We start from the raw sequence: 23,449 nt of genomic DNA, 5'->3' as shown, positions 1-23,449 counted from the left end.
GTGCGCATCTACCGCGTCGGCGGCTCGGTTCGCGACGAGCTGATGCAGCTGCCGGCCGGTGACCGCGACTGGGTGGTGGTGGGCGCCACACCGGACGGCATGCGGGCCGCCGGCTACACGCCGGTCGGCCGCGACTTTCCAGTCTTCCTGCATCCCGATACGCACGAGGAATACGCGCTGGCGCGCACCGAGCGCAAGACCGCGCCCGGCTACCGCGGTTTCGTGTTCCACGCCGATGCATCGGTCACGCTGGAAGAGGATCTGCAGCGGCGCGACCTGACGATCAATGCGATCGCGCGGGCCGATGACGGCACGCTGATCGATCCGTGCAACGGTCGGGCCGACATCGAGGCGCGCGTGCTGCGTCATGTGGGCCCCGCCTTTGCCGAAGACCCGGTGCGCATCCTGCGGCTGGCCCGTTTCTCCGCCCGCTTCGTCGATTTCACCGTCGCGCCGGAAACGCTGGCGCTGATGCGCGGCATGGTGGAGGCGGGCGAAGCCGGCGCCCTGGTTGCCGAGCGCGTGTGGCAGGAGCTGTCGCGCGGCCTGATGGAAGCGCGACCTTCACGCATGCTCGAGGTGCTGCGCGAGTGCGGCGCACTGGCCGTCGTGCTGCCCGAGGTCGATGCGCTGTTCGGCGTGCCGCAGCCGGAAAGGCATCATCCGGAAATCGATACCGGCATCCATCTGCTGCAGTGTCTGGACTGGGCCGCCGGCCACCAGGCGTCACTGGCAACGCGCTGGGCGCTGGTGGCGCACGATCTGGGCAAGGGCACGACGCCGCGCGAAGAATGGCCACGCCACATCGCCCATGAGGCGCGCAGCGTGAAGCTGGCGCACGCGCTGGCCGAGCGCCTGCGCGTGCCGACCGACATCGCCGACATCGGCCGGCTGGTCGCGCAGGAGCACACCAACATCCACCGTGCCGCCCAACTGCGCGCGGACACGATGGTGAAACTGCTGGAGCGGCTGGACGTGATGCGCAAGCCGGAACGGCTGGCCGACATGCTGCTCGCCTGCGAAGCCGACCAGCGCAGCCGGCCCGGCTTCGACGCCGCCGGTTATCCGCAGGCCGTCATCGTGCGCCGGGCTGCAACGGCGTTCCGGGCCGTCGACGCGGGCGCGATCGCACGCGCGATGGCCGACAAGGGCAGGACGGGATCGCCGGACAGCGGAGCCGCCATCGCGCGCGAAGTGCAGGCGGCGCGGATCGCCGCCGTGGCGGCGCTGCGCGCCGCGGACTGAGCACTCAGCCGGCGGGTTTCGCGTCGTCCCACAGCGACGCGATTGCGGGTGTCGGCGCGCCCAGCCCAAAGTGGCGGTAGATCGCCGCGGTGACGATGCGCCCGCGCGGCGTGCGCTGCAGATATCCCTGCTGGATCAGATACGGCTCGATCACGTCTTCTATCGTGTCGCGCGACTCGCCGACCGCGGCAGCGAGGTTGTCCACGCCGACCGGGCCGCCATCGAACTTGTCGATCACCGCGCCGAGCAGCTTGCGGTCCATCATGTCCAGACCGAGGCTGTCGACGTCGAGCATGGTCAACGCGGCATCGGCCACTTCGCGCGAAATGGCGCCATCGGCCTTCACCTGCGCGTAGTCGCGGCAACGGCGCAGCAGGCGGTTGGCGATGCGCGGCGTGCCGCGCGAGCGACGGGCGATCTCGACGCTGCCGGCGTCATCCATCGGACAGTCGAGCAGGCGCGCCGAGCGGCGCACGATCAGCGCCAATTCGTCGGCGGTGTAGAACTCGAGCCGGGCGACGATGCCGAAACGGTCGCGCAGCGGATTGGTCAGCATGCCGGCGCGCGTCGTGGCGCCGACCAGCGTGAAGGGCGGCAGGTCGAGCTTGATCGAGCGCGCCGCCGGGCCTTCGCCGATCATGATGTCGATCTGGAAATCCTCCAGCGCCGGATACAGGATTTCCTCCACCACCGGGCTCAGGCGGTGGATTTCATCGATGAACAGCACGTCGTTCGGTTCGAGGTTGCTGAGGATGGCCGCGAGGTCGCCCGCGCGTTCCAGCACCGGGCCCGAGGTCTGGCGCAGGCTCACGCCCATTTCGGCGGCGACGATGTGCGCCAGCGTGGTCTTGCCCAGACCGGGCGGGCCGAACAGCAGCACGTGATCGAGCGGCTCGCGCCGCGCGCGCGCCGCGGCGACGAAAATGTCGAGCTGTTCCCGGATCTTGACCTGACCGATGTATTCGTCGAGCCGCTTCGGGCGCAACGCCCGCTCCAGCGCATCTTCCTTGACGTCGGCCGGCGCGGCCGACACCAGACGTTCGGCGGCTGCCTGCAGCGGATCGGTATGGATCATGGCATCACACCTCGGCCGGATCGAACCAGCGCCACTCGCCGGGCGCCAGATCGGCCGGCAGTTCGAGCCGGCCGACGGCCACGCGATGCAGTGCCTCGACCCGGTTGCCGGCAGCGGCCACCATGCGCTTGACCTGGTGGTACTTGCCCTCGCCGATGGTGATGGCGATCCGGTGCGCGTCGAGCTGTTCGACCGCATGTGCGGCGACCGACACGTCGGGTGCATCGTTCAATGCCACGCCACTGCCCAGCGCCTTGAGCATCGCGTCATCCACCGGGTGCTTCACGGTGGCGACATAGCGCTTGAGCACACCGTGCTTGGGCGACGTGAGCGTGTGGATGAGCTGGCCGTCATCGGTCAGCAGCAGCAGGCCGGTGGTGTCTTCGTCGAGCCGGCCGACGCACTGGATCGCGCGCACCACCAGCGGCGACGGCAGCAGCGAAAACACCGCCGGATGGTGCTTGGGCTTCTGCGAGCATTCGTGGCCGGCCGGCTTGTGCAGCATCACATATGACGGCGCGTGATAGCGCCAGGCTTCGCCGTCGACGGTGTAGTCGAGGTCGGTCGTATCGATGTCGGCAAACGGGTCGTCGATCACGTCACCGCGTACGGTGACGCGTTCGAGGCGCACCAGGGCGCGACATTCGCGGCGGGTGCCGAAACCCTGGCTCTGCAGGATGCGTTCGAGCTGCATGTCAGCGTTGTCCAACGTGTGGGTTGTATTGGCGTTCTTCGCCGAAGGTCGACATCGGGCCGTGGCCCGGAATGAAGCGGATGTCGTCACCCAGCGGAAACAGTTTTTCGCGGATCGAGCGGATCAGGTCGGCGTGGTTGCCGCGCGGAAAGTCGGTGCGGCCGATCGATCCGGCGAACAGCACGTCGCCGACCTGGGCCAGCCGGCCGACGCGGTCGACGAACACCACATGACCCGGCGTGTGGCCCGGGCAATGCACGACGTCGAGCGTCACGTTGCCGACCGTGACGGTGTCGCCGTCGGCCAGCCAGCGCGTCGGCACGAAGGGCCGGCACGGCGGAAAGCCGAACATCTGCGACTGCACCGGAAAGCCGTCGATCCAGAACTTGTCGTCCGGGTGCGGGCCTTCGATCGGCAGGTCGAACTGTTCGGCCAGATCCTGCGTGGCGCCCGCGTGATCGAGATGACCATGCGTGATCAGAATCTTCTCCAGCGTGACGCCCTGCCGTTTGACTTCGGCCAGCACCCGTTCGAGATTGCCGCCCGGATCGACCACGGCGCCCTTCATGGTTTCGTCGCACCACAGCAGCGTGCAGTTCTGTTCGAACGGGGTGACCGGAATGATGGCGTGACGGAGCATGCGACAGGCGCGAAAAGGCAGGAACAGCACATTGTACGTGGTGGGTGCGCGAGGCATCCGCCACATGCGGGGCAAGATGCAACTGGCGCGTATTGCAGGCAGCAGTTAGGGTCGATGAACTTGACTGCAACGGGGCAGCACATCGTGATCGACCTTCATTTCTGGCCCACGCCGAACGGCTACAAGGTGTTGATGTTCCTCGAAGAATCCGGCATCGAGCACCGCATCGTGCCGGTGAACATCGGCTCAGGAGAGCAGTTCCGGCCGGAGTTTCTGGCCATTTCGCCGAACAACCGCATGCCGGCCATCGTCGACCATGCGCCGGCGGACGGCGGCGCACCGCTGTCGGTGTTCGAGTCGGGCGCGATCCTGCTCTATCTGGCCGAAAAGACCGGCCAGTTCATCCCAGCCGGGCTGCGCCAGCGAGTCCAGACGCTGGAGTGGCTGTTCTGGCAGGTCGGCGGGCTCGGCCCGATGGCCGGCCAGAACCACCATTTCGTGCAGTACGCGCCAGAGCCGATCGCCTATGCGATCCGCCGCTACGTCGACGAAACCTCGCGCCTCTACGGCGTGCTGAACAAGCATCTGGCCGATCGCGACTTCATCGCCGGCGGGCAGTACGGCATTGCAGACATGGCAAGCTACCCATGGACCGTCCCGCACAAGCGCCAGCAGATGAATCTCGATGACTTTCCGCATCTGAAGCGCTGGCACGAAACCATCCGCGACCGTTCGGCCACCGTGCGGGCATATCTGCGCGGCGTGCAGGTCAGCGACAAACCGGTGGTCGACGAAGTCTCCAGCAAGCTGCTGTTCGGGCAGAACGCCGACACCGTGGGCAAGACTCAGGGCGTCTGACACGGCAACGCCTCCCGGCGTTGTTCGACGCGCTGCACGATGAAGCGCGGATCGGCCTGTGCTAGGCTTTCCAGCACTGCGTCGGGCCTGTTGACATTGAATCGCAGATCGCCGCGGAGCCCGGCACATCCGGGCTCTCGCACCTCCGGTTCGTCATTCGATGTCAACAGACCCTGGTCGCATCTGTCCAGTCCTTCGGGAGAAAGCAATGAGTGCCGAAAAGCTGATTCACGACGCCGCCGACGAGTGCGAATGGGATCCGGATACCGTCGTCAGCATCCTCGCCGAGTTCATCGACGAATTCACCGACCCCGATGATTTCAAGGCTTTCCTTGAAGCCCGCGTGGCGGAAGAGGCGGTCGATGACTACGACGAGGACGAAGAAGAGGAAAGCGCTGGCGCCGACGACTACTGAGCATCGGCAGGTGAGTGCGCGTGCGGCGGGGTGAATCGGGCTGCGAAATTCAGGCCGCGAAGTCGCCGTCGAGATAGAACCAGCGATCGTTCTCGCGTACAAAGCGGCTGGTTTCATGCAGCCGGTGCGCGCGTCCACCGAGCTTGCTGCGGGCGACGAATTCAACCGTGCCGTGATCGGCGTCCTGCATCATGCAGCGACGCACATCCAGCCCCAGCCACTTCAACCCGGCATCATCAAGTGTCAGGGTGGCCGGACGTGTCGTCGGGTGCCAGGTGGCGAGCAGGTAATCGGTCAGACCGAGCACGTAGGCGCTGTAGCGCGAGCGCATCAGTGCTTCGGGGGTACGAGCCGGTTCGCCGGCATGGTGACGTGTGCAGCAGTCGGCCTCGGGGCGACCGCTGCCGCACACGCACCGACTCATTGCGCGCGTGTCACCCGGGTGTTGCCGCTGGCGCCGACCAGGCGGACGCGCTCGCCGATCGCGAACTTGTCGTCGCCTTCCTGCACCACCGCAATCACGTTGCCGGTGTCGAGCCGTATCGTGATTTCTTGCCCTTTGCGGCGGGTCGCACCTTCCTCGATGAATGCGCCGGTCACACCGCCGACCACAGCGCCGGCGATGGCGCCGGCAGTGGATCCCTGACCGCCCGCCAGGCCGCCCACCGCTGCGCCCGCAGCGGTGCCGATGTTCGACTTCGTGCCCTCGATCGTGATGGCACGGACGCCTTCCACTGTTCCCTGGCGGACCGACATTTCGCGCCGCGCCTGTTCGCGTGAATAGGTGTCTCCCGACAGGCTGGACTGGCAACCTGCGAGAACGATGCCGGCCAGCAACAGGGCAGGCAATGCGATGCGATTCATGATGCTTCTCCGTATGCGGCCGCGACATCGCGGCCATGCTGACTTTTTACCGCGTGCCGCACGGCGCGTCAGCCAACCAATGGTGAGCGCATGTTTCGGCCTTCGAGGATCGTCCGGACACTCAGAATGCGAGCGCCGTGCCGAAGGCGGCGCGATGACGCGCGGCGATGTCGTCGCGCGTCGGAAGGTGGTTCTGCCCGCCCCGGCTGGCGATCTTGATCGATCCCATGACCGACGCCAGACGCGCCGAGGCGATGATGTCGGCGCCGCGCGACAGGCCGTACAGCAGGCCGCCGCGGTAGGCATCGCCGCAACCGGTCGGGTCGGCCAGCGTATCGGCCGGCACGCAGGCCACTTCGGTCACCGAGCCGCCCGCATAGACGCGCGAACCTTCGGCGCCGCGCGTCACGATCAGCGCCTCGACCCGCTCCGCGATCTGCGCTTCGGTCAGACCGGTGCGCTCGCACAACAGGCGGGCTTCATAGTCGTTGACCGTGCACCAGCGTGCAAGATCCAGGAAGTTCAGCAGATCGTCGCCGCCGAACATCGGCAGCCCTTGACCCGGATCGAACACGAACGGGATGCCGGCATCGGCAAACTGGCGCGCGTGCGAAATCATGCCGTCGCGGCCATCGGGCGCGATGATGCCCAGCTTGACGCCCGCAGCATCGGACACGCTGTTCTCGTGCGACACATTCATTGCACCCGGGTGGAAGGCGGTGATCTGGTTGTCGTCGAGATCGGTCGTGATGAAGGCCTGCGCGGTGAAGGCGGTGTCGATCCGTCGCACATGGGTGGCCGGAATGGCGAGTGATGCGAGGCGGTCCATGTAGGGGCCGGCGTCGTGGCCGACCGTGGCCATGATCAGCGGCTCGCCGCCGAGCAGCTTCAGGTTGTAGGCGATGTTGCCGGCACAGCCACCGAATTCGCGCCGCATGTCGGGCACCAGGAAGGCCACGTTCAGGATGTGGATCTGGTCAGGCAGGATGTGCTGCTTGAAACGATCGGGAAATACCATGATCGTGTCGTAGGCGATGGAGCCGCAGATGAGGACGGACATGAAGGCAGACCGGTGGCGAAAAGCGCCAGTATACGGGCTTCCGCCGCCGTTTCAGCCTCGCGAACGCGCGCTGCGCACTGCCTCGGCATGAAGCACCGTGGCACGCAGCCGGGCGGCGAAGGCGTCCACCACGCTGTCCCAGCCCAGTTGTTCGACGCTGGCGCGCGCATGCACCGCCATGCCGGCGCGCAACGTGTCATCCAGCCCGGCGCGCACCGCCTGCGCAATGAAAGTGTTTTCGTCGCCCGGCGTGGCCAGCAGCCCGTTGCGCTCCGGCACCACCAGTTCGGCCGCAGCCGCCTGCGCGTAGCTCACCACCGGCAGCCCGCTGGCCAGCGCCTCGGTCAGCACATTGCCGAAGGTTTCGGTCAGGCTGCCGAACAGGAACAGGTCGGCGCTGGCGTAATGGGTGGCCAGGTCGTCGCCGGTGCGCATGCCGGCAAACAGGTGATGCGGGTACTGTCGCGCCAGCGACTCGCGTGCCGGGCCATCACCCACCCACAGCATGCGCGCGTCCGGGCGCTGCGCGCGCAGCGCCTCGAAGGCGCGCGCCACGAGGTCGAGGTTCTTTTCCGGCGCCAGCCGGCTGACGAATGCCACCACCGGGTCGCGCTCGCCGACGCCCCAGGCGGTGCGCAATGCCGCGCTGCGCCGCTGCGGCGAAAACAGCCGCGTGTCGACGCCGCGCGCCACCACCTCGACGTTGCGGTAGCCGCAGTCGATCAGCTGCGTCTGCATGGCACGGGTCGGCACGAAGGTTTCGTGGCCCATGTTGTGGAAGCGGCGCAGGTAGGCGGAAATCGGGCGCTTGAGCCAGCGGATGCCGTAATGCGCGCTGTAGGCGTCGAAATTGGTGCGGAAGTCGCTGGTCACCGGCAACTTCAACTTGCGCGCGCCGGCCATGGCGGACCAGCCGAGCGGGCCTTCGGTGACCAGGTGCACCAGATCCGGACGCTCGACCGCCCACAGCCGGGCCAGCTTCTGCTTGGCAGGCAGGCCGACGCGCAGCGTTCCGTAGCGCGGAATGGGCATGCCGCGCGCCAGCACTTCGTGCAGCGCGCCCGACTGCATCGCGGTATCGTCCGCGTGCTGGCGCGGCCGGATCAGCTGGATGCGGTGGCCGCGCGCCAGCAGTCCGTCGAGCATGCGCTTGAGGCTCATCGCAACCCCGTTGATTTCCGGCGGATAGGTTTCGGTCACCACGGCGATGCGCAGCGGTTCGTCTGCCGCGTGCAGTCGTTCCACGGTGAAGGCGAGTTCGTCGTCGGCGTCGTCCGGTCGCATCCGCGCAGTGTCGCGACCGGCCAATGCAGCACCATGACGGCACGGTGACGCAACCATGACAGCGACCTGATGTCCATTAGCGCAACCAACTCCGGCATTCGAACAAAAAGGAAGACGAAAACTTCGATGTGGGCGACACTCCACTGCGCTGCAAGGGGCGCGCTGCCGTCCTTTCTGTTCTGGCTTGCCCTGTGCGGCCCGGCGTCTGCCGCCGGTCTGGTGGCCGGATTGGTCACCGAAGCGCCGGCTGCTGTACCGGTGGGCGAGGATGTGCGTCTGGCGCAGCAGCTTGCCCGCCATGCCGGTCAGCCTGTGGTGATCAATTTCTGGGCGTCGTGGTGCGAACCCTGTCGCGATGAAATGCCTGCGCTGGCGCGCCTGCCGGAGAGGCTGGCGGGCACCGGACTGGTCGTGCTGACCGTGGCGGTGGCCGACCGCGATGCCGACGCCGCGCTGTTCATGCAGCGCGCCCGCCTTGCGCTGCCGGTGCTGCACGACCGCGACCAGCGGCTGAGCCGGCTGTGGGGGGCGCGTCTGCTGCCCTGTACGGTGATCCTGGACCGGCAGCATCGCATCGTGGCGCGTGCGCAGGGCGTGATCGAATGGGAGGACGACGCGGTGCTGGATCGGCTGCGGCGTCTGCTGAAATAGCTGTTGAATCAATCGGAGCCTCACCATGGATCGTCGTCGTTTCATCCAGTCTTCCGCACTGGCCGGCCTGTCCGGCGTGCTGCCGCGGACCGGCGCAGCTGCGCAGCCCGCCTTCAATCCGTCGCCGGACGCCGGCTGGCGCACCTTCGAGGTGACCACCGTCGTCACGCCGGTCACGCGCGGCGAGGTGGCCACGGCATGGATTCCGTTGCCGTCGATCGACAACGCGGACTGGATCAAACCGCTGGCCAGCGACTGGCAGGGCAACGCCGCGCGCGCCGGCATCGCAGAAGACACCGTGTATGGCGCGAAGATGCTGGTGGCGCAGTGGCGCGCCGGTCAGGAGGCGCCGGTGATCGAGCTGGTGAACCGCTTCGCGACACGCGACCGCGCGGTCGATTTCAGCCGTCCGGGCGCCGTCGCGCCGCTCGATGCGCAAGCGCACAAGCTCTACACGCAGGCCACCGAACTGCTGCCGACCGACGGCATCGTGCGCGACACTGCGCTGAAGATCACCCAGGGTGCAAGCACCGATCTGGAACGCGCGCGGGCGATCTACGAGTGGATCTGCGACAACACCGAACGCAACCCGAAAACCCGCGGCTGCGGTCTGGGCGACATCCGCAGCATGCTGGAGAGCGGCAACCTGAGCGGCAAGTGTGCCGACCTGAATGCGCTGTTCGTCGGTCTGGCACGTGCTGCCGGGCTGCCGGCGCGTGACGTCTACGGCGTGCGCGTGGCGGATTCGAAGTTCGGCTACAAGAGCCTGGGCAAGGCGGGCGACATCACGAAGGCGCAGCACTGTCGCGCCGAAGTATGGCTGGCCGGTTTCGGCTGGGTGCCGGTCGATCCGGCCGACGTGCGCAAGGTGGTGCTGGAAGAGCGCCCGGGCCTGACGCTGAAGGACGACGTCGTGGTGGCTGCGCGCAAGGCGCTGTTCGGTTCGTGGGAAATGAACTGGCTGGCCTACAACGTGGCGCACGACCTGAAGCTGCCGGAAGCGACCGGGCCGGCCATCCCCTTCCTGATGTATCCGCAGCTGGAAACATCCGCCGGGCGCGCCGACAGCCTCGATGCGGCCAGCTTCGTCTATGCCATCACGTCGAAGGAAGTGACCGCCTGAGCCCGACTGCGTCCGCCGGCGCGGCCGTCCGGGCGCGCCGGTCCGTCATCGTGAACGACTCCCGCCGCCTGCGCGCCGACGCGCACTTCCGCCTGACCGACGTCCCGCGCGCCATCCGGTTCTTTCTGGACACGGATCGGCGACGCTATCTGCTGTTCATCTGCGTGCTCGGCGTCGTGCAGTTCTACCCGATGCTGCCGCCCTTCCTGATCGGTCAGGTCGCCGACTTCCTGATCGGCTGGCAGCGCGGCGATTCACTGACGCCGATGTACACGCTGATCGCCACGCTGGGCGTGGCGCATGCGGTGGTTGCGCTGGTGCGGCTGTCCACCAAGCGGGTGATCGGCCGCATGTCGATCGATGCGCGCATGCGCGCCAAGGTATGGGGCTTCGAGCGCCTGCTCGGCTTTTCGCTTGGCTGGCACCAGAAGGAAAGCACCGGCAACAAGGCTCAGCGCGTGCTGACCGGCGCCGACGCGGTGCGCGACTGGACCAGCGACCTGGTCAATGCGCTGCTCACGGCTTCCGGTGCCTTCTTCGGCGCGCTGATCGCCTGCATGCTGCTGCATCCGGCAACGGTGTTCTTCTTCCTGTACTACTGCGGCGTACTCGGCTTCATCGAGTGGTACTTCTACCGGCGCATCGCAAAGCTGTCGGACCAGATCAATGCGTCGATGGAAAACGCCAGCGGCAGCTTCGTCGAAAGCGCCGCCAACATCCTGTCGGTGAAGGCGATGAATGCCGGCGCCGACATGACGGCGCGGGTCGCCGCACGCGAACAGGCGGCGCGCGACTTCGCCTACCGCCGGCTGCGCCTGACCAACACCAAGTGGATGCTGTTCCAGCTGCATACCGCGCTGGCCTGGTCGCTCTACATATTGGGTGTGGCCTGGGGCGTGATGGAAGGCGGACTGTCGGTCGGGCTGGTACTCACCTACACCGCCTACTTCAACACGCTGCGCGAAGCGTCGATGGACATGACCGACCGCGTGCAGACCATGATCGAACGCACCTCCAACCTCGGCCGCATGATGCCGCTGTTCGCGCCGCAGACCGCGCAGCACGGCACGCTGGACTGGCCGGCCGACTGGCAGGTGCTGCGCGCAGAAGCCCTCACCTTTGCGCACGACGGCCGGCGCGTGCTCGGCCCGCTCGATTTCACGATTCGGCGTGGCGAGCACATCGGCATCGCCGGGCGTTCGGGTTCCGGCAAGAGCACGCTGGTCAAGCTGCTACTCGCGCTCTACCCGCCGGAATCGGGACGGCTGGCGGTCGACGAGGTGCCGCTGTCCGACATCCGGCACGAGGCGCTGCTGCACCAGATCGCCGTGGTGCCGCAGGAAACCGAACTGTTCAGCCTGTCGCTGCGCGACAACCTGACGCTGGGCCGCGACGTGAGCGAACTCGACCTGCTGGATGCCTGCCGCATCGCGCAGCTCGACGACGTGATCGCGCTGCTGCCCGACGGCCTCGACAGTCCGGTCGGCGAGAAAGGACACAGCTTGTCCGGTGGCCAGCGCCAGCGCGTCGGCCTCGCACGCGCCGTGCTGCGCGACGCGCCCGTGCTGCTGCTGGACGAAGCCACGTCGGCGCTCGACGCCGACACCGAAGCGCGCGTGATCGACGCGCTGATGAGCGATCACGCGCCCGGCCGCACGGTCATCCTGATCGCGCACCGACCGCGCGCCTTCGAGCGCATGGGCCGCGTGCTGACGATGGATGCCGGGCAATTGGTTGGCCCCTCCGCGGCCGTGCCGGCCTGATAGGGGTTGCGCCGCTTCGGCCGGGATGCGGCGGCGGCTTGCGAAGGTCGGAGTTGGGCATCGCTGCGCTCACCCCAACCGACGTGCGGGCGGTGCTCGACGCGTACCTCCACCGGGGTATTGCGGCGAGTCGGCGGGGCAGCGGATGCTGCAGGCTTTTGCGGTCACTGTAGGTTGGGGTGAGCGCAGCGATGCCCAACACGCAGCCCCGTCCAGGAGACCCCATGAACAGCGGCGCGACCCGACCGCCCAGCATGTTCCAGCAGATCGGTGGCGAAGCGCCGCTGCGCCGGCTGGTCAATGCCTTCTACGACATCGTCGAAACCCACCCGGACGGGGCGCCGGTACACGCGCTGCACCAGCACGGTTTCGGCGTGGCCCACCTGCGCGAGGCGCAGTTCGAGTTCCTGTGCGGCTTTCTCGGGGGCCCCCGCTACTACGCCGAGCGCATGGGCCATTCCAACCTGCGTCAGATGCATGCGCATGTCGCCATCGGTCAGGAGGAAGTCGTGTCCTGGCTGCGCTGCATGGTGCATGCCATCGAGGCGACCGACATTCCGATGGATGTCGCGCCGAATCTGATGCAGCACCTGACCCGCGCGGCCGGGGCGCTCAAGAACAGACCCTGAGGACACAGCGTCCCCGGATCCCGGGCGTCAACGAAAAAGGGGCAGCCGAAGCTGCCCCAAGGCGAAAGTACGTCGAGCGCACGGTCGTCCGACCCGTGCGTCGCCGACTCAGGCCCTGCGGCGGCGCATGAACGCCATGCCGGCCAAGCCGAGGCCCAGCAAACCCAGTGCGCCCGGTTCGGGGATCGGCTGGCCGATCGCTTCCCGGAAAGTCGTCGCCAGCACGACGCGGTCGATCAGGATGTTGTCGCCTTGATCGAGGTTCGCGGTACGGATGCCGACGCGCGTGATCTGGTTGATGCCCGAATTGCCGACGAAGCTGGCGTCCGGCGTGCCGAGGTCGCCTGCAGTCGGGTTCAGCCAGGCGTCGAAGTTGGTGTAGTTGCCGGCAGCGTTGCGGTACAGGTGGCCGACGATCTGATAGGTCTGACCGAGAATCACGTTGCTGGACGACAGGAAACTGCCATTGCTGCCCGTGGTACGCACGAACAGGTCGTTGCGCGACGCGTCGTTGGTCACCTCGTTGCCCTTCAGGCCGAGCGTCGGGCGATTCGAACCTTCGTTGGCGGCGCCGTTCTGCAGCCACAGGCCCAGAAAGTCGTTGTTGCCGATGTTCGAACCGGTCGCCACCTGAATGAAGAAGCTGACGAACACGCTGTCGCCGGTAAAGGTCGATGACAGGGCGCGGTGCGCCGCGTTGCCCGCGTTCGAGGTGAAGGAGGCCGCGCGGTTGCCGTCCAGATCAACCGCCGGATCGCTGACCGAAGCAGCGCCCGTGGCGCTCCAGCCGCCGCCCCACCCGGTACCGCCGTTGGCGCCGTTGAGCGCGCCGGTCGCGTAGGAAAAATCATCCGAAGCGATGATGGCGGCGGAAACGTGGCTGGCCGATGCGGCAAGCGCCAGTGTCAGTGCAATTTTCGAGAATTTCATCATGGTGTCCTGATCGTGGCGGGCGAAAAGCCAGAGCGTGCCCGCGTCATCGTTGTGTGGTGACTCGACGTCCATCGCTTCGAGCCTGACAGGACGCATTTAGCAATCGCCATGCCACACCATTGGATCGTGTTTGTTTTCATGCACTTGCAATTGCAAACAACTGCGCACACTAACTATCAACCGGTGCTGTAAAGCCTCCCGACAGAGTCTGCAGGCCGGTACACTGCGCATCTTGCCAATCCTTCTCGCCGCGTTCCGGCCCGGCGCTGTCACCCGCGCGGGCACCCCACGATGATTCCGACCGACCCCGCCGGCACCCGTCTGCAGCCTTCCTCACGACGCATCGGCCCGCCCGCCTGCGTCAGCATCGTCATCCCGGCCTACAACGAAGCGGGCGCGCTGGCCGCCACACTCGACATGATTGCCCGCCACCTGTCGGCGCTGACACCCGCCTTCGAACTGGTGGTGGTCGATGACGGCAGCCGCGACGCGACGGCACGGATCGCCTGCGACTGCGCGGCTCGCCTGCCGGTCACGCTGGTGCGCTTTTCGCGCAATTTCGGCAAGGAGGCGGCGATTTCCGCCGGGCTGCAGTACGCGCGCGGCGACGTGGTGGTCTGCATGGATGCCGACGGCCAGCATTCGGCCGAACTGCTGGGTGACATGCTGGCGCGCTGGCGCGACGGCTACGACATGGTCTATGCGGTGCGCGCCGACCGCGGCGAACAGGGCCTGTTCAACCGGCTCGGCTCCCGGGTTTTCTATGGCCTGATGAATATGGGCGGCCGGCTCGATATCCCGCCCAATGCCGGCGACTTCCGGCTGATGGACCGCTGCGTCGTCAATGCCCTGCTCGCGCTGCCGGAACGCCAGCGCTTCATGAAGGGCATGTACGCCTGGGTCGGCTTCCGTTCGATCGGCATTCCCTACACGCCACTGCCGCGCGCGGCCGGCGTCACCACCTTCAACCGGCTCAACCTGATGCGGCTGGCGTGGACCGGGCTGACCAGCTTTTCGGTACTGCCGTTGCGCATGGCCAGTCTGACCGGGCTGCTGCTGTCGTCGATCGCCTTCGCCTACGGTCTGTTCATCACGGTAGAAAAAATCCTGCTGGGCGTCGACGTACCCGGCTGGCCGACCGTGGTGGTCAGCATCATGTTCTTCTCCGGCGTGCAGCTGCTGTTCATCGGCATCCTCGGCGAATACCTGGCGCGGGTGTACGAAGAGGTGAAGGGCCGGCCGCCGTATGTCGTGGCGGAACTGGTGCGGTGCGAGCCGGTGGCGCACGCGGACCGGCTCGAAGACTGAACATGCGCGCCTCCGTGCTGCTGTTCCTCATCGTCGGCGGCTGCGCCGCGGGCGTGCACTATCTGGTCACGCTGGCGGTGGATGCCGCGACCGCCATGGATCCGGCGTGGTCCAACCTGATCGGCTTCCTGTGCGCCTTTCCGGTCAGCTACCTCGGCCACCGGCGCTTTTCGTTCGCCGGCACGCAGGCCAGTCACCGGCAGGCGCTGCCGCGGCTGCTGGCGGTGTCATGCACCGCCTTCCTCGGCAACCAGTTGATGCTGGCCGCGCTGCTGCGCTACACGCCGCTGCCGCTGTGGATCGCACTGGCCATCGTGCTGGTGTGTGTCGCCGTCAGCACCTGGGTGCTCGGCCGCTACTGGGCGTTCGCACACCGGCCGGCATGAAGACGGTCTATCTGACCGCCGACGACTACGGCTACCACCCGGCCGTCGATGCGGCGGTGCTCGAGCTCATCGACGCCCGCCGTCTCAGCGGCGCAGCCTGCATGACGCGTGCGCCGGGCTGGCCGGCTGCGGCCACTCGCATCGCCGCCCGCCACAGCGCCGCCGGGTTTGGCCTGCACCTCGATTTCACCGAATTCGCGCCGGCACGCCGCCGCCTGTGGCCGCTGATTGTGCTGAGCCAGAGCCGCCGCCTCGATCAGAGGCCGCTGCGCGACGAGATCGCCACCCAGTGCGCACGGTTCGAAGACGCCACGGGCCACGCACCGGACTATGTCGATGGTCACCAGCATGTGCACCAGCTGCCGCAGATCCGCGACGCGCTGATCGACGTGCTGCTGACGCGCTATGGCAGGCGGCTGCCCTGGCTGCGCATCAGCGGCGCGCACCCGGGCGACGGCTTCAAGCCGCGCTTCATTGCCGCGCTCGGTGCGCCAGCGCTGGTGCGCCGCGCGCGCGCCGAAGGTTTCCGCGTGATGCCGCGCCTGCTGGGCGCCTACGGTTTCGACTGCGACGCCGCTGGCTACCGCAAACGGCTGGCGCACTGGTTCGCCACGGCCGATGACGGCGACGCGGTGATGTGCCATCCGGCAACGCAGGCGGTACCGGGCGATCCGATCGGCCACGCACGCGCAATCGAACACCGCGTGCTGGCCGGGAGTGACTTCCAGGCGCTGCTCGCGACAGCCGGTATTCAGATCGGGCCGCTGCGACCGTGAACAGCTGGCATCCGGCCACTCACCCTTGACGCCCCGCTTTCCAACCCGTTCATCGACTGCCCTGTCAGCGCGCGCGCAGGCAGCGCGTTATGCCTCTGCACCCGTCTCCCGGCCCGCTCCATGCACCCTGTGACACCGACCGCTACAACGTTTCACCCTGCAACACGAAGCCTCCCGCGCCTGACTGCACACGCCACCGGACTCGCGCTGTTCGCGCTCATCGCGTTGCATATCGCACTGACCTTCGGCCAGCACGGCATCAGCAACGACGAGTGGGTGCAGCACACCTACGGCCGGCTGCTGCTCGACTACTACGCGTCCGGGCTGACCGACATGTCGGCCTTCCACTACAAGGACCTGTATCTGTATGGCGGCCTGTTCGACCTGATCGCTGCGGCGCTCGAACGCGTGCTGCCGATGAATGTGTGGGACATGCGCCACCTGCTGTCGGCTGCATTCGGTTTTGCCGGCATGATCGCCGTGTATCGGCTGGCGCGTCACCTGCTGAACGACACCGCCGCCTGCATCGCGGTGGCACTGCTGATGCTCACGGGTGCGTGGAGCGGCGCGCTGTTCACCCACACGAAGGACATCCCGTTTGCCGCCTGCATGGCCTGGGTGACCTGGTACACGACCCTCATCGTGGCGCGCCTGCCGGCACCGCCACTCGGTCTGGTGCTGAAGCTGGGCGTCGCGATCGGCTGCGCCTTCGGGCTGCGTGTCGGTGCAGTGTTCGGCGTCATGGTGCTCGGGCTCGGCATGCTCGCCTCAATGGCGCTGGTCGACGGCGACTGGCGCGCCCGACTCGCGCATCTGGGCCGCTCGCTGCGTGCGCTGCTGCCCGCCCTGCCGGTCGCACTGGCGCTGATCGCACTGTTCTGGCCGTGGGCGGCACAGGCGCCGGGCAATCTGATCAAGGCGCTGACCACCTTTTCGCACGTCACCTTCGCGATCCAGACCGTGCTCGACGGCCAGGTCATGGCGATCACCGAGGTGCCGCGCAGCTACCTGCCGATCTATCTTGCGGTGCGTCTGCCGGAACTGGCGCTGGCCGGGCTCGTCGCCGCCCTGAGCGTGGTGCTCACGGCGGCATTCGCCCCGGCGCTGGCCGCCCGGCACCGCCCGTGGCGACAGCACCTGCCCTGGCTGACGGTCATTCTGGCGGCGCTGTTGCCGCTGGCGCTGGCCATCGCGACCCGGCCGGCGCTGTACAACGGCATCCGCCACTTCACCTTCCTGCTGCCGCCGCTGGCGGTCATCGCCGCCGCCGGGTTGTACGCCCTGTGGCGGCACGCATGCGCCTCGCGCAGTCTGGCGGCGGCCTTCATCGCGCTGTGCCTGATCGGCACGCTCGATCCGCTGGTCGCGCTGGCGCGGCTGCACCCGTATCACTATGTCAACTACAACCGGCTGGCCGGCGGCTTCGAGGCGGCAGTGGCCGGGCGCTGGGAAGCCGATTACTGGTCGGACGGCGTGCGCGAAGCCACCGGCCTGCTGCGCGACCATCTGAAGGGCACGACCCGGCCGGCCGAGCCCTGGCGGGTCGCGGTGTGCGCCGATCCGGTCGAAGCCGACGCCTGGCTCGGGCCGGAATTCATCATCACCCGCGACTGGGTAAGCGCCGACTTCTTCATTTCGACCACGCACATGGACTGCGACAGCGTGCTGGCCGGCCGCGTCATCGGCCAGGTGGCACGCGAAGGCCTGCCGCTGACCGTGCTGAAGGACCGGCGCATGCTGACGGCGGAACAGCGCCGGCTGCTGCGCTAGGGTCTGTTGCCATTGAATCGCCCATGAGCCGCACCGATCCGCCGGTTGCCCGACATTTCCGCCAGATCCTGATGTGGCCGCTGCGGCTGATGCCGCTGCGCAGCGGCGATCAGGTGCAGCGCCACCCGCAGGCCCTGGCCGCCATCACCGACGGCAATCCCTGGCGCGAACAGCGCGACGAATTCACCGGTTCGCCGGCCGACTTCCACGAGCGGCACTACCGCGAGTTCGTCACCTTCCTGCCGCATGTGCAGCGCTTCCTGTACGGACAGGGGCGGTCGAGCGCGACTCAGCCCGGCTACGGCGAATCGCCGATCCGCGTGTTCCGGCGCAACGATGTCGCCGCGGTGCGCCTCGGTTGCGAAGATGGCAGCACGCTCGATCTCGCGGTTCAGCACATCGATCTGTACTTCTTTTACGACGTGGATGTGGTCATCCTCGCGATGGAGGTGCATGCCGACGACCTGCCGCTGGCGCGCGTGCAGGAGCTGCTGTTCCGCTTCGGACGCGCCTTCCCGGCGAAGTGGAGCCATGGCGACACGGACGGCCGCGCGGCGCAATGCATGCGTACCGTACAGTGGGTCGGCCACGACGGCGCGGTGCTGGCCGAATCCGACTACGGCGACCGCGAACGCTATCTGCGCCACGCGTGGGAACACCGCGCTTCGTGCATCGGCCGCCACTGGGCGTACCTGCTGCAGCCCATGGTGTTGCACCACTCGGAAGCGGTCGGCGACATCCGCTACCGGCAGCTGGAATACCACCGGCTGCCGAAGATGACCTTCCTGTCCTTCGACGATCCATTCGCGCTGAGCCGCGAGGATTTCGTGCGTCTGGGCCAGGCCACGCAGCCGGACGACGGTCATCCGCTGCCCTATTCGGAACAGGTGTTGGACGAGTTCGAGCGCACCGCCTGCTATGACCGCTTCTGGGTGCCGGCACGGCGCAGCGACAACGCCAGCACGCGCGTCATCTGCACCGGCCCCTCGATGGTGATGGTGGGCAAGCACGGCCTGGCCGGCTATTCCGACCCGCAGAACGGCCTGCTGGCGGAGTTCCGCCACCAGTACTTCCTGATCGGCCTGATCGCGCACTTCCACCGCGCGTCGCTGCTGATGCTGATGGACCGGCTGGTGGTCGCGGTCAGCCTGCTCGACGCCGACGACGTCGATTCGCGCCGCCGCTTCAAGCGCGGCATCCGCCAGACGATGGAAATCTTCCTGCGCTTCAACCACCGCTACTGGTTCGGCGAGGTATCGAAGCAGTCGATGGCCAAGGACCTGTTCGACCTGTGGACCCGCAACCTCGGCAACGAGGCGCTGTACAACGAGCTGCGCGCCGAGGTGCTGGACATGGACAACTACCTCGAAGCGGACGACAGCCGGCGCCAGAACGAAACCCTGCTGCGCCTCACCGTGGTGACCATCTTCGGTCTGGTCGGCACCATCGTCACCGGCTTCCTCGGCATGAACATCTTCGACGGCCCGCCGGCCACATTGGCCGGCAAGATCGGCGCCGTGCTGGTGGTGACCGTACCGACGTTGCTGCTCGCCTTCTACACGCTGAAGAAATCAAGCGCGCTGTCGGAATTCTTCGACGCGGTGTCGGACGACACGCTGACCCGGCGGCAGAAGTTCAAATCCTTCCTGCGCATCTGGCGCGGCCGACCGACCGGACGGCGGCGCAACGACCTGCGGGCGCGCAAGCCCTGAGGCGGCCGGCGGCGCGACGGGTCTGTCGGGCATCGCTGCGCGCCGGCGCATGCCTGCTGCACCCTTCCCGGCTGCTGCCCCGTGCGAAACCCCGCTCAGTCCGCCTCGCCACTCTCCGGTGCGGCCACCGGCAGCTCGGGCACCGGCGCGTCTGCCGCCGGCGTCTCGGGCGGCAGTTCCGCCTCGGCGATCTCTTCCGCCAGCTCTTCCTCGGACACCTGTGCCGCACCGGCCAGTGCCGCCAGATCGCCCACCCAGCGGGCGCGCGCGTCATTGTCGAGCAGATTGAGCTGATCGATCTCGACCTCGACGCGTGAGCGCGGGTCGCGCGCCGGCAGGCTGGGCGAACGCAGCACCAGCGGCACATGCTCCAGCCGCACCAGCGATTCGCGCAGCACGATGGCCGGCCACACGGTATGGCCTTCGCGCGCCTGCTGGCGCAGCCAGCGCAGGCACCAGTAACGCTCCATGCCGCGCTGGAAGTCGGCGTAGGCGGCGTAGGCCAGTTCGAAATCGCGCAGCGCCGACAACAGCCCTTCGGACTTCGGCGGAAACACCGGCTCCTCGCCGCGCAGCAGCGCAATCATCTGCCACTGATTCACCAGGTCGACATAGCGGCGCAGCGGCGAGGTGGACCACGCGTAACAGTCGACGCCCAGCCCCTCGTGCGGTGCGGCGACCGTGGTCATGCGCACCTTGCCTGCACCCTGGGCGCGATACAGCGCCGGAATGCCGGCATCGCGCAGATCGCTGCCCCAGGTGTTGTTGGCGACGATCATCAGTTCGGCGACCAGCTTGTCGAGCGGGCTGCCGCGCGCGCGGCGCTGGATGTCGACGCGGCCTTCGCCGTCTTCCGTCGTCTGCGCCCAGTCGACGTAGAAGTTGAAGTCCATCTGGCCTGCGTTGGCCGACGGCTTGCCGCGGCCGGCTTCCAGCACTTCGGCCAGACGCCACAGCAGCAGCAGTTCGTCACGCCACTCGAATTCGGGCAAGTCGCCGCCGGTGATCGTGTCTTCGTTGAACAGCGGCTCGATTTCGTGGTGGCGCAGATTGGCGGCCACGGCGACCTGTTCGATGCGGCTTTCCTTCGCCGTGACGCGCAGGTCGGTTTCTACGTCGAGGTAGAGCGACAGCGCCGGACAGCTGCGGCCGGCCTGCAGCGTGTAGGTATCGACCGCCTCGTCCGGCAGCATGGTGATCTTGCGCCCAGGGAAGTACACCGTGGACAGCCGGCTGCGCGCGATGTCGCCCAGCGGCGTACCCGGCTGGATGCCGAGCGACGGCGCCGCAATATGTATACCGATGCGCCAGCCGCCGCCGGCCTTCGGCTGCACCGAAAAGGCGTCGTCGATTTCGGTCGTGGTCGCGTCGTCGATCGAGAAGGCGCGCACGCCGGCCTCGGGTAGATCGCCGGCCGGCGGCACCTCGTGCGTCGGAAAGTCGGTGCCGCGCGGGAAGTATTCGAACAGGAAGCGCCCAAGGTGGTACTCGTGGCTGGACGCAAATGCGCCGGCCTTCGCCATCAGGCCGACCACCGACAGGCCGGCCGACGCGGCGGCGGCTTCCACCGCCTTGGTTTCGAGCCGGTTGCGGTCCGGCTTGTACAAGATCTGCGCGCTGCAGGCCGCGATGTCGGGCGGCGTGCGCCCGGCGAGCAACTCGGCGACCCAGCCATCGACCTGCTCCTGCTGCAGCCGCTTCTTTTCCAGCCCGGCCAGTGCGGCTTTCAGGATGTCGGGCGGCGCCTTGCGGAAGCGCCCCTTGCCCTTGCGGTGGAAGTAGACGGGCGCGGCGTGCAGGCACAGCAGGATGGCAGCGGCCTGCTCGGCGGTGGGTGCGGCACCGTGGTACTCGCGCGCCAGTTCCTCGAACGGGAATTCGTCGTCGCCGCACACGTCCCACAGAAAGGTGGCATCGAGATCGGCCGCCTGCGCTTCGGCGGCAGCCAGCAGCACGCCCGGCTCGGGGCTGGCGAAACGCAGCAGCACATTGGCCGCCTTCACCTTTGAACGCTTGCCGCTCGGCAGTTCGACCTGCAGCGAGGACACGCTGTCGGTCATCACGGAGCCGGCGCGGAAGTGGCCGTCCTCTTCGAAAAGAACATTCATGAAGCGGGTACGGAAGAACTCGGACCGCGATTATCGCGGATAAGCGCCGCCCGGGGTCCGCGCGTTGTCGCATTGCGGCAAAAACCCGGAGACGGCGGACGGTCGGCGGCTACAATCGCCTGCCAGCCGCTGCACCGATCACCCTGCCTGAACGACACCCCCTGTGGCCGAACACGACGAAATCCTGCCGCTTGATGCAATGCAACGTCGCCTGAAAGAGGTGAGGTCGCTGCTCGACCGTCAGAAGCGCGTCGAAAGCCTGCTGCACCGTCAGGAAATGCCGCGCCACGATCTGGTGGAAACGCTGGTCGTCAAGCAGCACCACAGCGAGCTGACGAAAAAGCTCGACACGATGCACCCGGCCGACATCGCCTACATCCTGGAGGCGCTGCCACCGGAAGACCGGCTGCTGGTGTGGGATCTGGTGCGCGCCGACCGCGACGGCGAAATCCTGCTCGAAGTGTCGGACGCGGTGCGCGAATCGCTGATCGACGCGATGGAGCCGAAGGAACTGGTGGCCGCGGTCGAACAACTGGACGCCGACGAACTGGCCGACCTGGCGCCCGATCTGCCGACCGAGGTCATGCAGGACGTGTTCAGCGCGCTCGACGTGGAAGAGCGCGAACAGCTGCGTTCCGCCATGTCCTACCCGGACGACTCGGTCGGCGCGCTGATGGATTTCGACATGGTCACCGTGCGCGAGGACGTGACGCTCGAAGTGGTGCTGCGCTATCTGCGCCGGTTCGACGAACTGCCCGATCACACCGACCAGATCTTCGTCGTCGACCGCGAAGAAAAGCTGCGCGGCGTGCTGTCGCTGAGCGCCCTGCTGATCAACGACGGCGAGGTCGAGGTGGCGGCCGTGATGCGCGAACACCCGCTGGTGCTGCACGCGTCGGACGACGCCGAATCTGCCGCCCAGGCGTTCGAGCGCTACGACCTCGTGTCGGCGCCGGTGATCGATCACCACGATCAGTTGATCGGCCGGCTGACGGTGAACGAGGTGATGGACTTCATCCGCGAACAGTCGGAAGAAGAGCTGCTGGCCCAGGCCGGCCTGCGCGAGGAAGAAGACATCTTTGCGCCCATCATGGATTCGGTGCGCAATCGCTGGGCCTGGCTGGCGATCAATCTGGGCACCGCCTTCTTCGCCTCGCGCGTCATCGGCGCCTTCGAAGGCTCGATCGAGAAACTGGTCGCGCTGGCCGCGTTGATGCCCATCGTGGCCGGCATCGGCGGCAATTCGGGCAACCAGACCATCACGATGATCGTGCGTGCAATCGCGCTCGGCCAGATCGCACCCGATGCGGCACGCCGGCTCTATCGCAAGGAGATGGGCGTGGCACTGATCAACGGCATCGTCTGGGGCGGCCTGCTCGGCTTGCTGGCCGCCTGGCTGTACGATTCGTGGGCGCTGGGCGCCGTGATGAGCGCAGCGATGACGCTGAACCTCCTGCTGGCCGCCTTCATCGGCGTGACGGTGCCGATGGTGATGGCGCGGCTCGGCCGCGACCCGGCTGTCGGTGGTTCGGTGCTGATCACCGCGGTCACAGACTCCGGCGGTTTCTTCATCTTTCTCGGGCTGGCCACCCTTGTTTTGCTCTGATCGGGAACGTCCATGCGCCTCCGGCTCTTCACTGCCAGCCTTGCCCTGATGATCGCAGGCACCTGCGCCGAAGCGGCCGACCGCGCACTTGTCATCACCTGTGCCGAAGCGGGCGCGCTCGAACTGAGCGTGCCGGACAGCTGGACCGTCGAGGAAAGTCGGCACGATGTGCGCATGCCGCCAACCCTGACCGTGTCGGCGCCCGACGGCAAGGCACAGTGGGTGGTGACTGCGGTGTGGAAGGCGGCCGATCGCAAGCCGCCGTCAACGCTGGATGAAATCCGCACCCGCGTAGCGCGCACCGCCCAGACGGTCGGTGCGGCCGATGCACCGCTGCAACCGGTGCCGGCAAGCGCACCCGCCGGCTACTTCTTCGACGCCGGTGGCGACATCACGCCGGAGCCGTTCTCCATGCTGCGTCAGGGCATGCTGAAGGTGGGCGAGCTGACAGTGAGCTTCACGGCCATGGGTGCAGCGGGCCGCAGCGCCGATCAGGACGCGCTGGTGGAGCGGCTCGCCCGGGCCAGCCATCGCCGCTGACGCCCGGCG

At 67.4% G+C, this 23,449-nt stretch carries 23 protein-coding genes; 14 read left to right on the top strand and 9 right to left on the bottom strand.

Annotated elements, in window-relative coordinates; genetic code table 11:
• Window positions 1–1,245, top strand: coding sequence for a multifunctional CCA addition/repair protein (locus ACTIFF_RS06180; RefSeq protein WP_439536037.1), 1,245 nt, complete (start codon window positions 1–3; stop codon window positions 1,243–1,245).
• A gap of 4 nt (window positions 1,246–1,249) precedes the next feature.
• Here the strand turns inward: ACTIFF_RS06180 and ruvB are convergent, their stop codons facing one another.
• Genes ruvB through ACTIFF_RS06165 form a run of 3 tightly spaced genes read right to left on the bottom strand, consistent with a single transcriptional unit; the run spans window position 1,250 to window position 3,654 of the window.
• Window positions 1,250–2,320: a Holliday junction branch migration DNA helicase RuvB gene (ruvB, locus tag ACTIFF_RS06175; RefSeq protein ID WP_439536036.1), complete on the bottom strand. Its 1,071-nt coding sequence runs from the start codon at window positions 2,318–2,320 to the stop codon at window positions 1,250–1,252.
• A gap of 4 nt (window positions 2,321–2,324) precedes the next feature.
• On the bottom strand, window positions 2,325–3,014 hold the full coding sequence (locus ACTIFF_RS06170) for a pseudouridine synthase (protein WP_439536093.1): 690 nt from the start codon (window positions 3,012–3,014) through the stop codon (window positions 2,325–2,327).
• A gap of 1 nt (window position 3,015) precedes the next feature.
• Window positions 3,016–3,654 (bottom strand): MBL fold metallo-hydrolase, encoded by a 639-nt coding sequence (locus ACTIFF_RS06165; protein ID WP_439536092.1) that lies wholly within the window; start codon window positions 3,652–3,654, stop codon window positions 3,016–3,018.
• Between the two features lie 114 nt (window positions 3,655–3,768).
• Between ACTIFF_RS06165 and ACTIFF_RS06160 the strand changes: the two genes are divergently transcribed.
• Window positions 3,769–4,512, top strand: a complete 744-nt coding sequence (locus ACTIFF_RS06160) for a glutathione binding-like protein (protein WP_439536035.1) — start codon at window positions 3,769–3,771, stop codon at window positions 4,510–4,512.
• A 208-nt stretch (window positions 4,513–4,720) separates the two neighbouring features.
• Complete coding sequence (locus ACTIFF_RS06155) at window positions 4,721–4,927, top strand: hypothetical protein (RefSeq protein WP_069038688.1); 207 nt, start codon at window positions 4,721–4,723, stop codon at window positions 4,925–4,927.
• Between the two features lie 49 nt (window positions 4,928–4,976).
• Here ACTIFF_RS06155 and ACTIFF_RS06150 read toward each other — a convergent pair whose 3' ends face one another.
• From ACTIFF_RS06150 to ACTIFF_RS06135, 4 genes are all read right to left on the bottom strand, one after another.
• Window positions 4,977–5,351, bottom strand: a complete 375-nt coding sequence (locus ACTIFF_RS06150; RefSeq protein ID WP_439536034.1) for a YchJ family protein — start codon at window positions 5,349–5,351, stop codon at window positions 4,977–4,979.
• A complete protein-coding gene (locus ACTIFF_RS06145; protein ID WP_439536033.1) occupies window positions 5,348–5,791 on the bottom strand; it encodes a hypothetical protein in 444 nt (147 codons plus the stop codon). Before ACTIFF_RS06145 ends, ACTIFF_RS06150 begins: the two co-directional genes overlap by 4 nt.
• A 121-nt stretch (window positions 5,792–5,912) precedes the next feature.
• Window positions 5,913–6,851 (bottom strand): carbohydrate kinase family protein, encoded by a 939-nt coding sequence (locus ACTIFF_RS06140; RefSeq protein ID WP_439536032.1) that lies wholly within the window; start codon window positions 6,849–6,851, stop codon window positions 5,913–5,915.
• 51 nt (window positions 6,852–6,902) lie between these two features.
• Window positions 6,903–8,135: a glycosyltransferase family 4 protein gene (locus tag ACTIFF_RS06135; protein WP_439536031.1), complete on the bottom strand. Its 1,233-nt coding sequence runs from the start codon at window positions 8,133–8,135 to the stop codon at window positions 6,903–6,905.
• A 126-nt stretch (window positions 8,136–8,261) separates the two neighbouring features.
• Here ACTIFF_RS06135 and ACTIFF_RS06130 point away from each other — a divergent pair, with 126 nt between their 5' ends.
• The 4 genes from ACTIFF_RS06130 to ACTIFF_RS06115 all read left to right on the top strand — a co-directional run bounded on the left by ACTIFF_RS06130 (window position 8,262) and on the right by ACTIFF_RS06115 (window position 12,301).
• The gene (locus tag ACTIFF_RS06130) at window positions 8,262–8,786 is read left to right on the top strand and encodes a redoxin domain-containing protein (RefSeq protein WP_439536030.1); all 525 of its coding nucleotides are present in this window, start codon (window positions 8,262–8,264) and stop codon (window positions 8,784–8,786) included.
• 25 nt (window positions 8,787–8,811) lie between these two features.
• Complete coding sequence (locus ACTIFF_RS06125) at window positions 8,812–9,909, top strand: transglutaminase-like domain-containing protein (RefSeq protein WP_439536029.1); 1,098 nt, start codon at window positions 8,812–8,814, stop codon at window positions 9,907–9,909.
• Window positions 9,910–9,959: 50 nt separating this feature from the next.
• Window positions 9,960–11,672: an ABC transporter ATP-binding protein gene (locus ACTIFF_RS06120; protein ID WP_439536028.1), complete on the top strand. Its 1,713-nt coding sequence runs from the start codon at window positions 9,960–9,962 to the stop codon at window positions 11,670–11,672.
• Window positions 11,673–11,896: 224 nt separating this feature from the next.
• On the top strand, window positions 11,897–12,301 hold the full coding sequence (locus tag ACTIFF_RS06115) for a group II truncated hemoglobin (protein WP_439536027.1): 405 nt from the start codon (window positions 11,897–11,899) through the stop codon (window positions 12,299–12,301).
• Between the two features lie 108 nt (window positions 12,302–12,409).
• Here ACTIFF_RS06115 and ACTIFF_RS06110 read toward each other — a convergent pair whose 3' ends face one another.
• Complete coding sequence (locus ACTIFF_RS06110; RefSeq protein ID WP_439536026.1) at window positions 12,410–13,330, bottom strand: PEP-CTERM sorting domain-containing protein; 921 nt, start codon at window positions 13,328–13,330, stop codon at window positions 12,410–12,412.
• A 195-nt stretch (window positions 13,331–13,525) separates the two neighbouring features.
• On the opposite strand from ACTIFF_RS06110, the gene ACTIFF_RS06105 reads away from it, so the two are divergent.
• From ACTIFF_RS06105 to ACTIFF_RS06085, 5 genes are all read left to right on the top strand, one after another.
• Window positions 13,526–14,542: a glycosyltransferase family 2 protein gene (locus ACTIFF_RS06105; RefSeq protein ID WP_439536025.1), complete on the top strand. Its 1,017-nt coding sequence runs from the start codon at window positions 13,526–13,528 to the stop codon at window positions 14,540–14,542.
• Between the two features lie 2 nt (window positions 14,543–14,544).
• Window positions 14,545–14,928, top strand: coding sequence for a GtrA family protein (locus ACTIFF_RS06100; protein ID WP_439536024.1), 384 nt, complete (start codon window positions 14,545–14,547; stop codon window positions 14,926–14,928).
• Window positions 14,925–15,704 (top strand): ChbG/HpnK family deacetylase, encoded by a 780-nt coding sequence (locus ACTIFF_RS06095; protein WP_439536023.1) that lies wholly within the window; start codon window positions 14,925–14,927, stop codon window positions 15,702–15,704. Before ACTIFF_RS06100 ends, ACTIFF_RS06095 begins: the two co-directional genes overlap by 4 nt.
• A 225-nt stretch (window positions 15,705–15,929) precedes the next feature.
• Window positions 15,930–17,474, top strand: coding sequence for a glycosyltransferase family 39 protein (locus ACTIFF_RS06090; RefSeq protein WP_439536022.1), 1,545 nt, complete (start codon window positions 15,930–15,932; stop codon window positions 17,472–17,474).
• 23 nt (window positions 17,475–17,497) lie between these two features.
• Window positions 17,498–19,186: a CorA family divalent cation transporter gene (locus tag ACTIFF_RS06085; protein ID WP_439536021.1), complete on the top strand. Its 1,689-nt coding sequence runs from the start codon at window positions 17,498–17,500 to the stop codon at window positions 19,184–19,186.
• Window positions 19,187–19,281: 95 nt separating this feature from the next.
• On the opposite strand, the gene ACTIFF_RS06080 is transcribed toward ACTIFF_RS06085, so the two are convergent.
• Window positions 19,282–21,294 (bottom strand): ribonuclease catalytic domain-containing protein, encoded by a 2,013-nt coding sequence (locus ACTIFF_RS06080; protein WP_439536020.1) that lies wholly within the window; start codon window positions 21,292–21,294, stop codon window positions 19,282–19,284.
• A 163-nt stretch (window positions 21,295–21,457) separates the two neighbouring features.
• On the opposite strand from ACTIFF_RS06080, the gene mgtE reads away from it, so the two are divergent.
• Window positions 21,458–22,900 (top strand): magnesium transporter, encoded by a 1,443-nt coding sequence (gene mgtE, locus ACTIFF_RS06075; RefSeq protein ID WP_439536019.1) that lies wholly within the window; start codon window positions 21,458–21,460, stop codon window positions 22,898–22,900.
• Window positions 22,901–22,912: 12 nt separating this feature from the next.
• Window positions 22,913–23,440, top strand: coding sequence for a hypothetical protein (locus ACTIFF_RS06070; protein ID WP_439536018.1), 528 nt, complete (start codon window positions 22,913–22,915; stop codon window positions 23,438–23,440).
• Window positions 23,441–23,449: the final 9 nt, after the last annotated feature.

The sequence above is a fragment of the Methyloversatilis sp. genome, assembly GCF_051861465.1.
Lineage (GTDB): Bacteria > Pseudomonadota > Gammaproteobacteria > Burkholderiales > Rhodocyclaceae > Methyloversatilis.
This window is presented reverse-complemented; position numbering and strand designations above follow the sequence as displayed.

What these genes read in the sequence shown, in the direction of transcription:
- ruvB (WP_439536036.1), bottom strand. Translation starts at nt 2,320, where the DNA reads ATGATCCATACCGATCCGCTGCAGGCAGCCGCCGAACGTCTGGTGTCG.
- ACTIFF_RS06170 (WP_439536093.1), bottom strand. Translation starts at nt 3,014, where the DNA reads ATGCAGCTCGAACGCATCCTGCAGAGCCAGGGTTTCGGCACCCGCCGC.
- ACTIFF_RS06165 (WP_439536092.1), bottom strand. Translation starts at nt 3,654, where the DNA reads ATGCTCCGTCACGCCATCATTCCGGTCACCCCGTTCGAACAGAACTGC.
- ACTIFF_RS06160 (WP_439536035.1), top strand. Translation starts at nt 3,769, where the DNA reads ATGAACTTGACTGCAACGGGGCAGCACATCGTGATCGACCTTCATTTC.
- ACTIFF_RS06155 (WP_069038688.1), top strand. Translation starts at nt 4,721, where the DNA reads ATGAGTGCCGAAAAGCTGATTCACGACGCCGCCGACGAGTGCGAATGG.
- ACTIFF_RS06150 (WP_439536034.1), bottom strand. Translation starts at nt 5,351, where the DNA reads ATGAGTCGGTGCGTGTGCGGCAGCGGTCGCCCCGAGGCCGACTGCTGC.
- ACTIFF_RS06145 (WP_439536033.1), bottom strand. Translation starts at nt 5,791, where the DNA reads ATGAATCGCATCGCATTGCCTGCCCTGTTGCTGGCCGGCATCGTTCTC.
- ACTIFF_RS06140 (WP_439536032.1), bottom strand. Translation starts at nt 6,851, where the DNA reads ATGTCCGTCCTCATCTGCGGCTCCATCGCCTACGACACGATCATGGTA.
- ACTIFF_RS06135 (WP_439536031.1), bottom strand. Translation starts at nt 8,135, where the DNA reads ATGCGACCGGACGACGCCGACGACGAACTCGCCTTCACCGTGGAACGA.
- ACTIFF_RS06130 (WP_439536030.1), top strand. Translation starts at nt 8,262, where the DNA reads ATGTGGGCGACACTCCACTGCGCTGCAAGGGGCGCGCTGCCGTCCTTT.
- ACTIFF_RS06125 (WP_439536029.1), top strand. Translation starts at nt 8,812, where the DNA reads ATGGATCGTCGTCGTTTCATCCAGTCTTCCGCACTGGCCGGCCTGTCC.
- ACTIFF_RS06115 (WP_439536027.1), top strand. Translation starts at nt 11,897, where the DNA reads ATGAACAGCGGCGCGACCCGACCGCCCAGCATGTTCCAGCAGATCGGT.
- ACTIFF_RS06110 (WP_439536026.1), bottom strand. Translation starts at nt 13,330, where the DNA reads ATGCGTCCTGTCAGGCTCGAAGCGATGGACGTCGAGTCACCACACAAC.
- ACTIFF_RS06105 (WP_439536025.1), top strand. Translation starts at nt 13,526, where the DNA reads ATGATTCCGACCGACCCCGCCGGCACCCGTCTGCAGCCTTCCTCACGA.
- ACTIFF_RS06100 (WP_439536024.1), top strand. Translation starts at nt 14,545, where the DNA reads ATGCGCGCCTCCGTGCTGCTGTTCCTCATCGTCGGCGGCTGCGCCGCG.
- ACTIFF_RS06095 (WP_439536023.1), top strand. Translation starts at nt 14,925, where the DNA reads ATGAAGACGGTCTATCTGACCGCCGACGACTACGGCTACCACCCGGCC.
- ACTIFF_RS06085 (WP_439536021.1), top strand. Translation starts at nt 17,498, where the DNA reads ATGAGCCGCACCGATCCGCCGGTTGCCCGACATTTCCGCCAGATCCTG.
- ACTIFF_RS06080 (WP_439536020.1), bottom strand. Translation starts at nt 21,294, where the DNA reads ATGAATGTTCTTTTCGAAGAGGACGGCCACTTCCGCGCCGGCTCCGTG.
- ACTIFF_RS06070 (WP_439536018.1), top strand. Translation starts at nt 22,913, where the DNA reads ATGCGCCTCCGGCTCTTCACTGCCAGCCTTGCCCTGATGATCGCAGGC.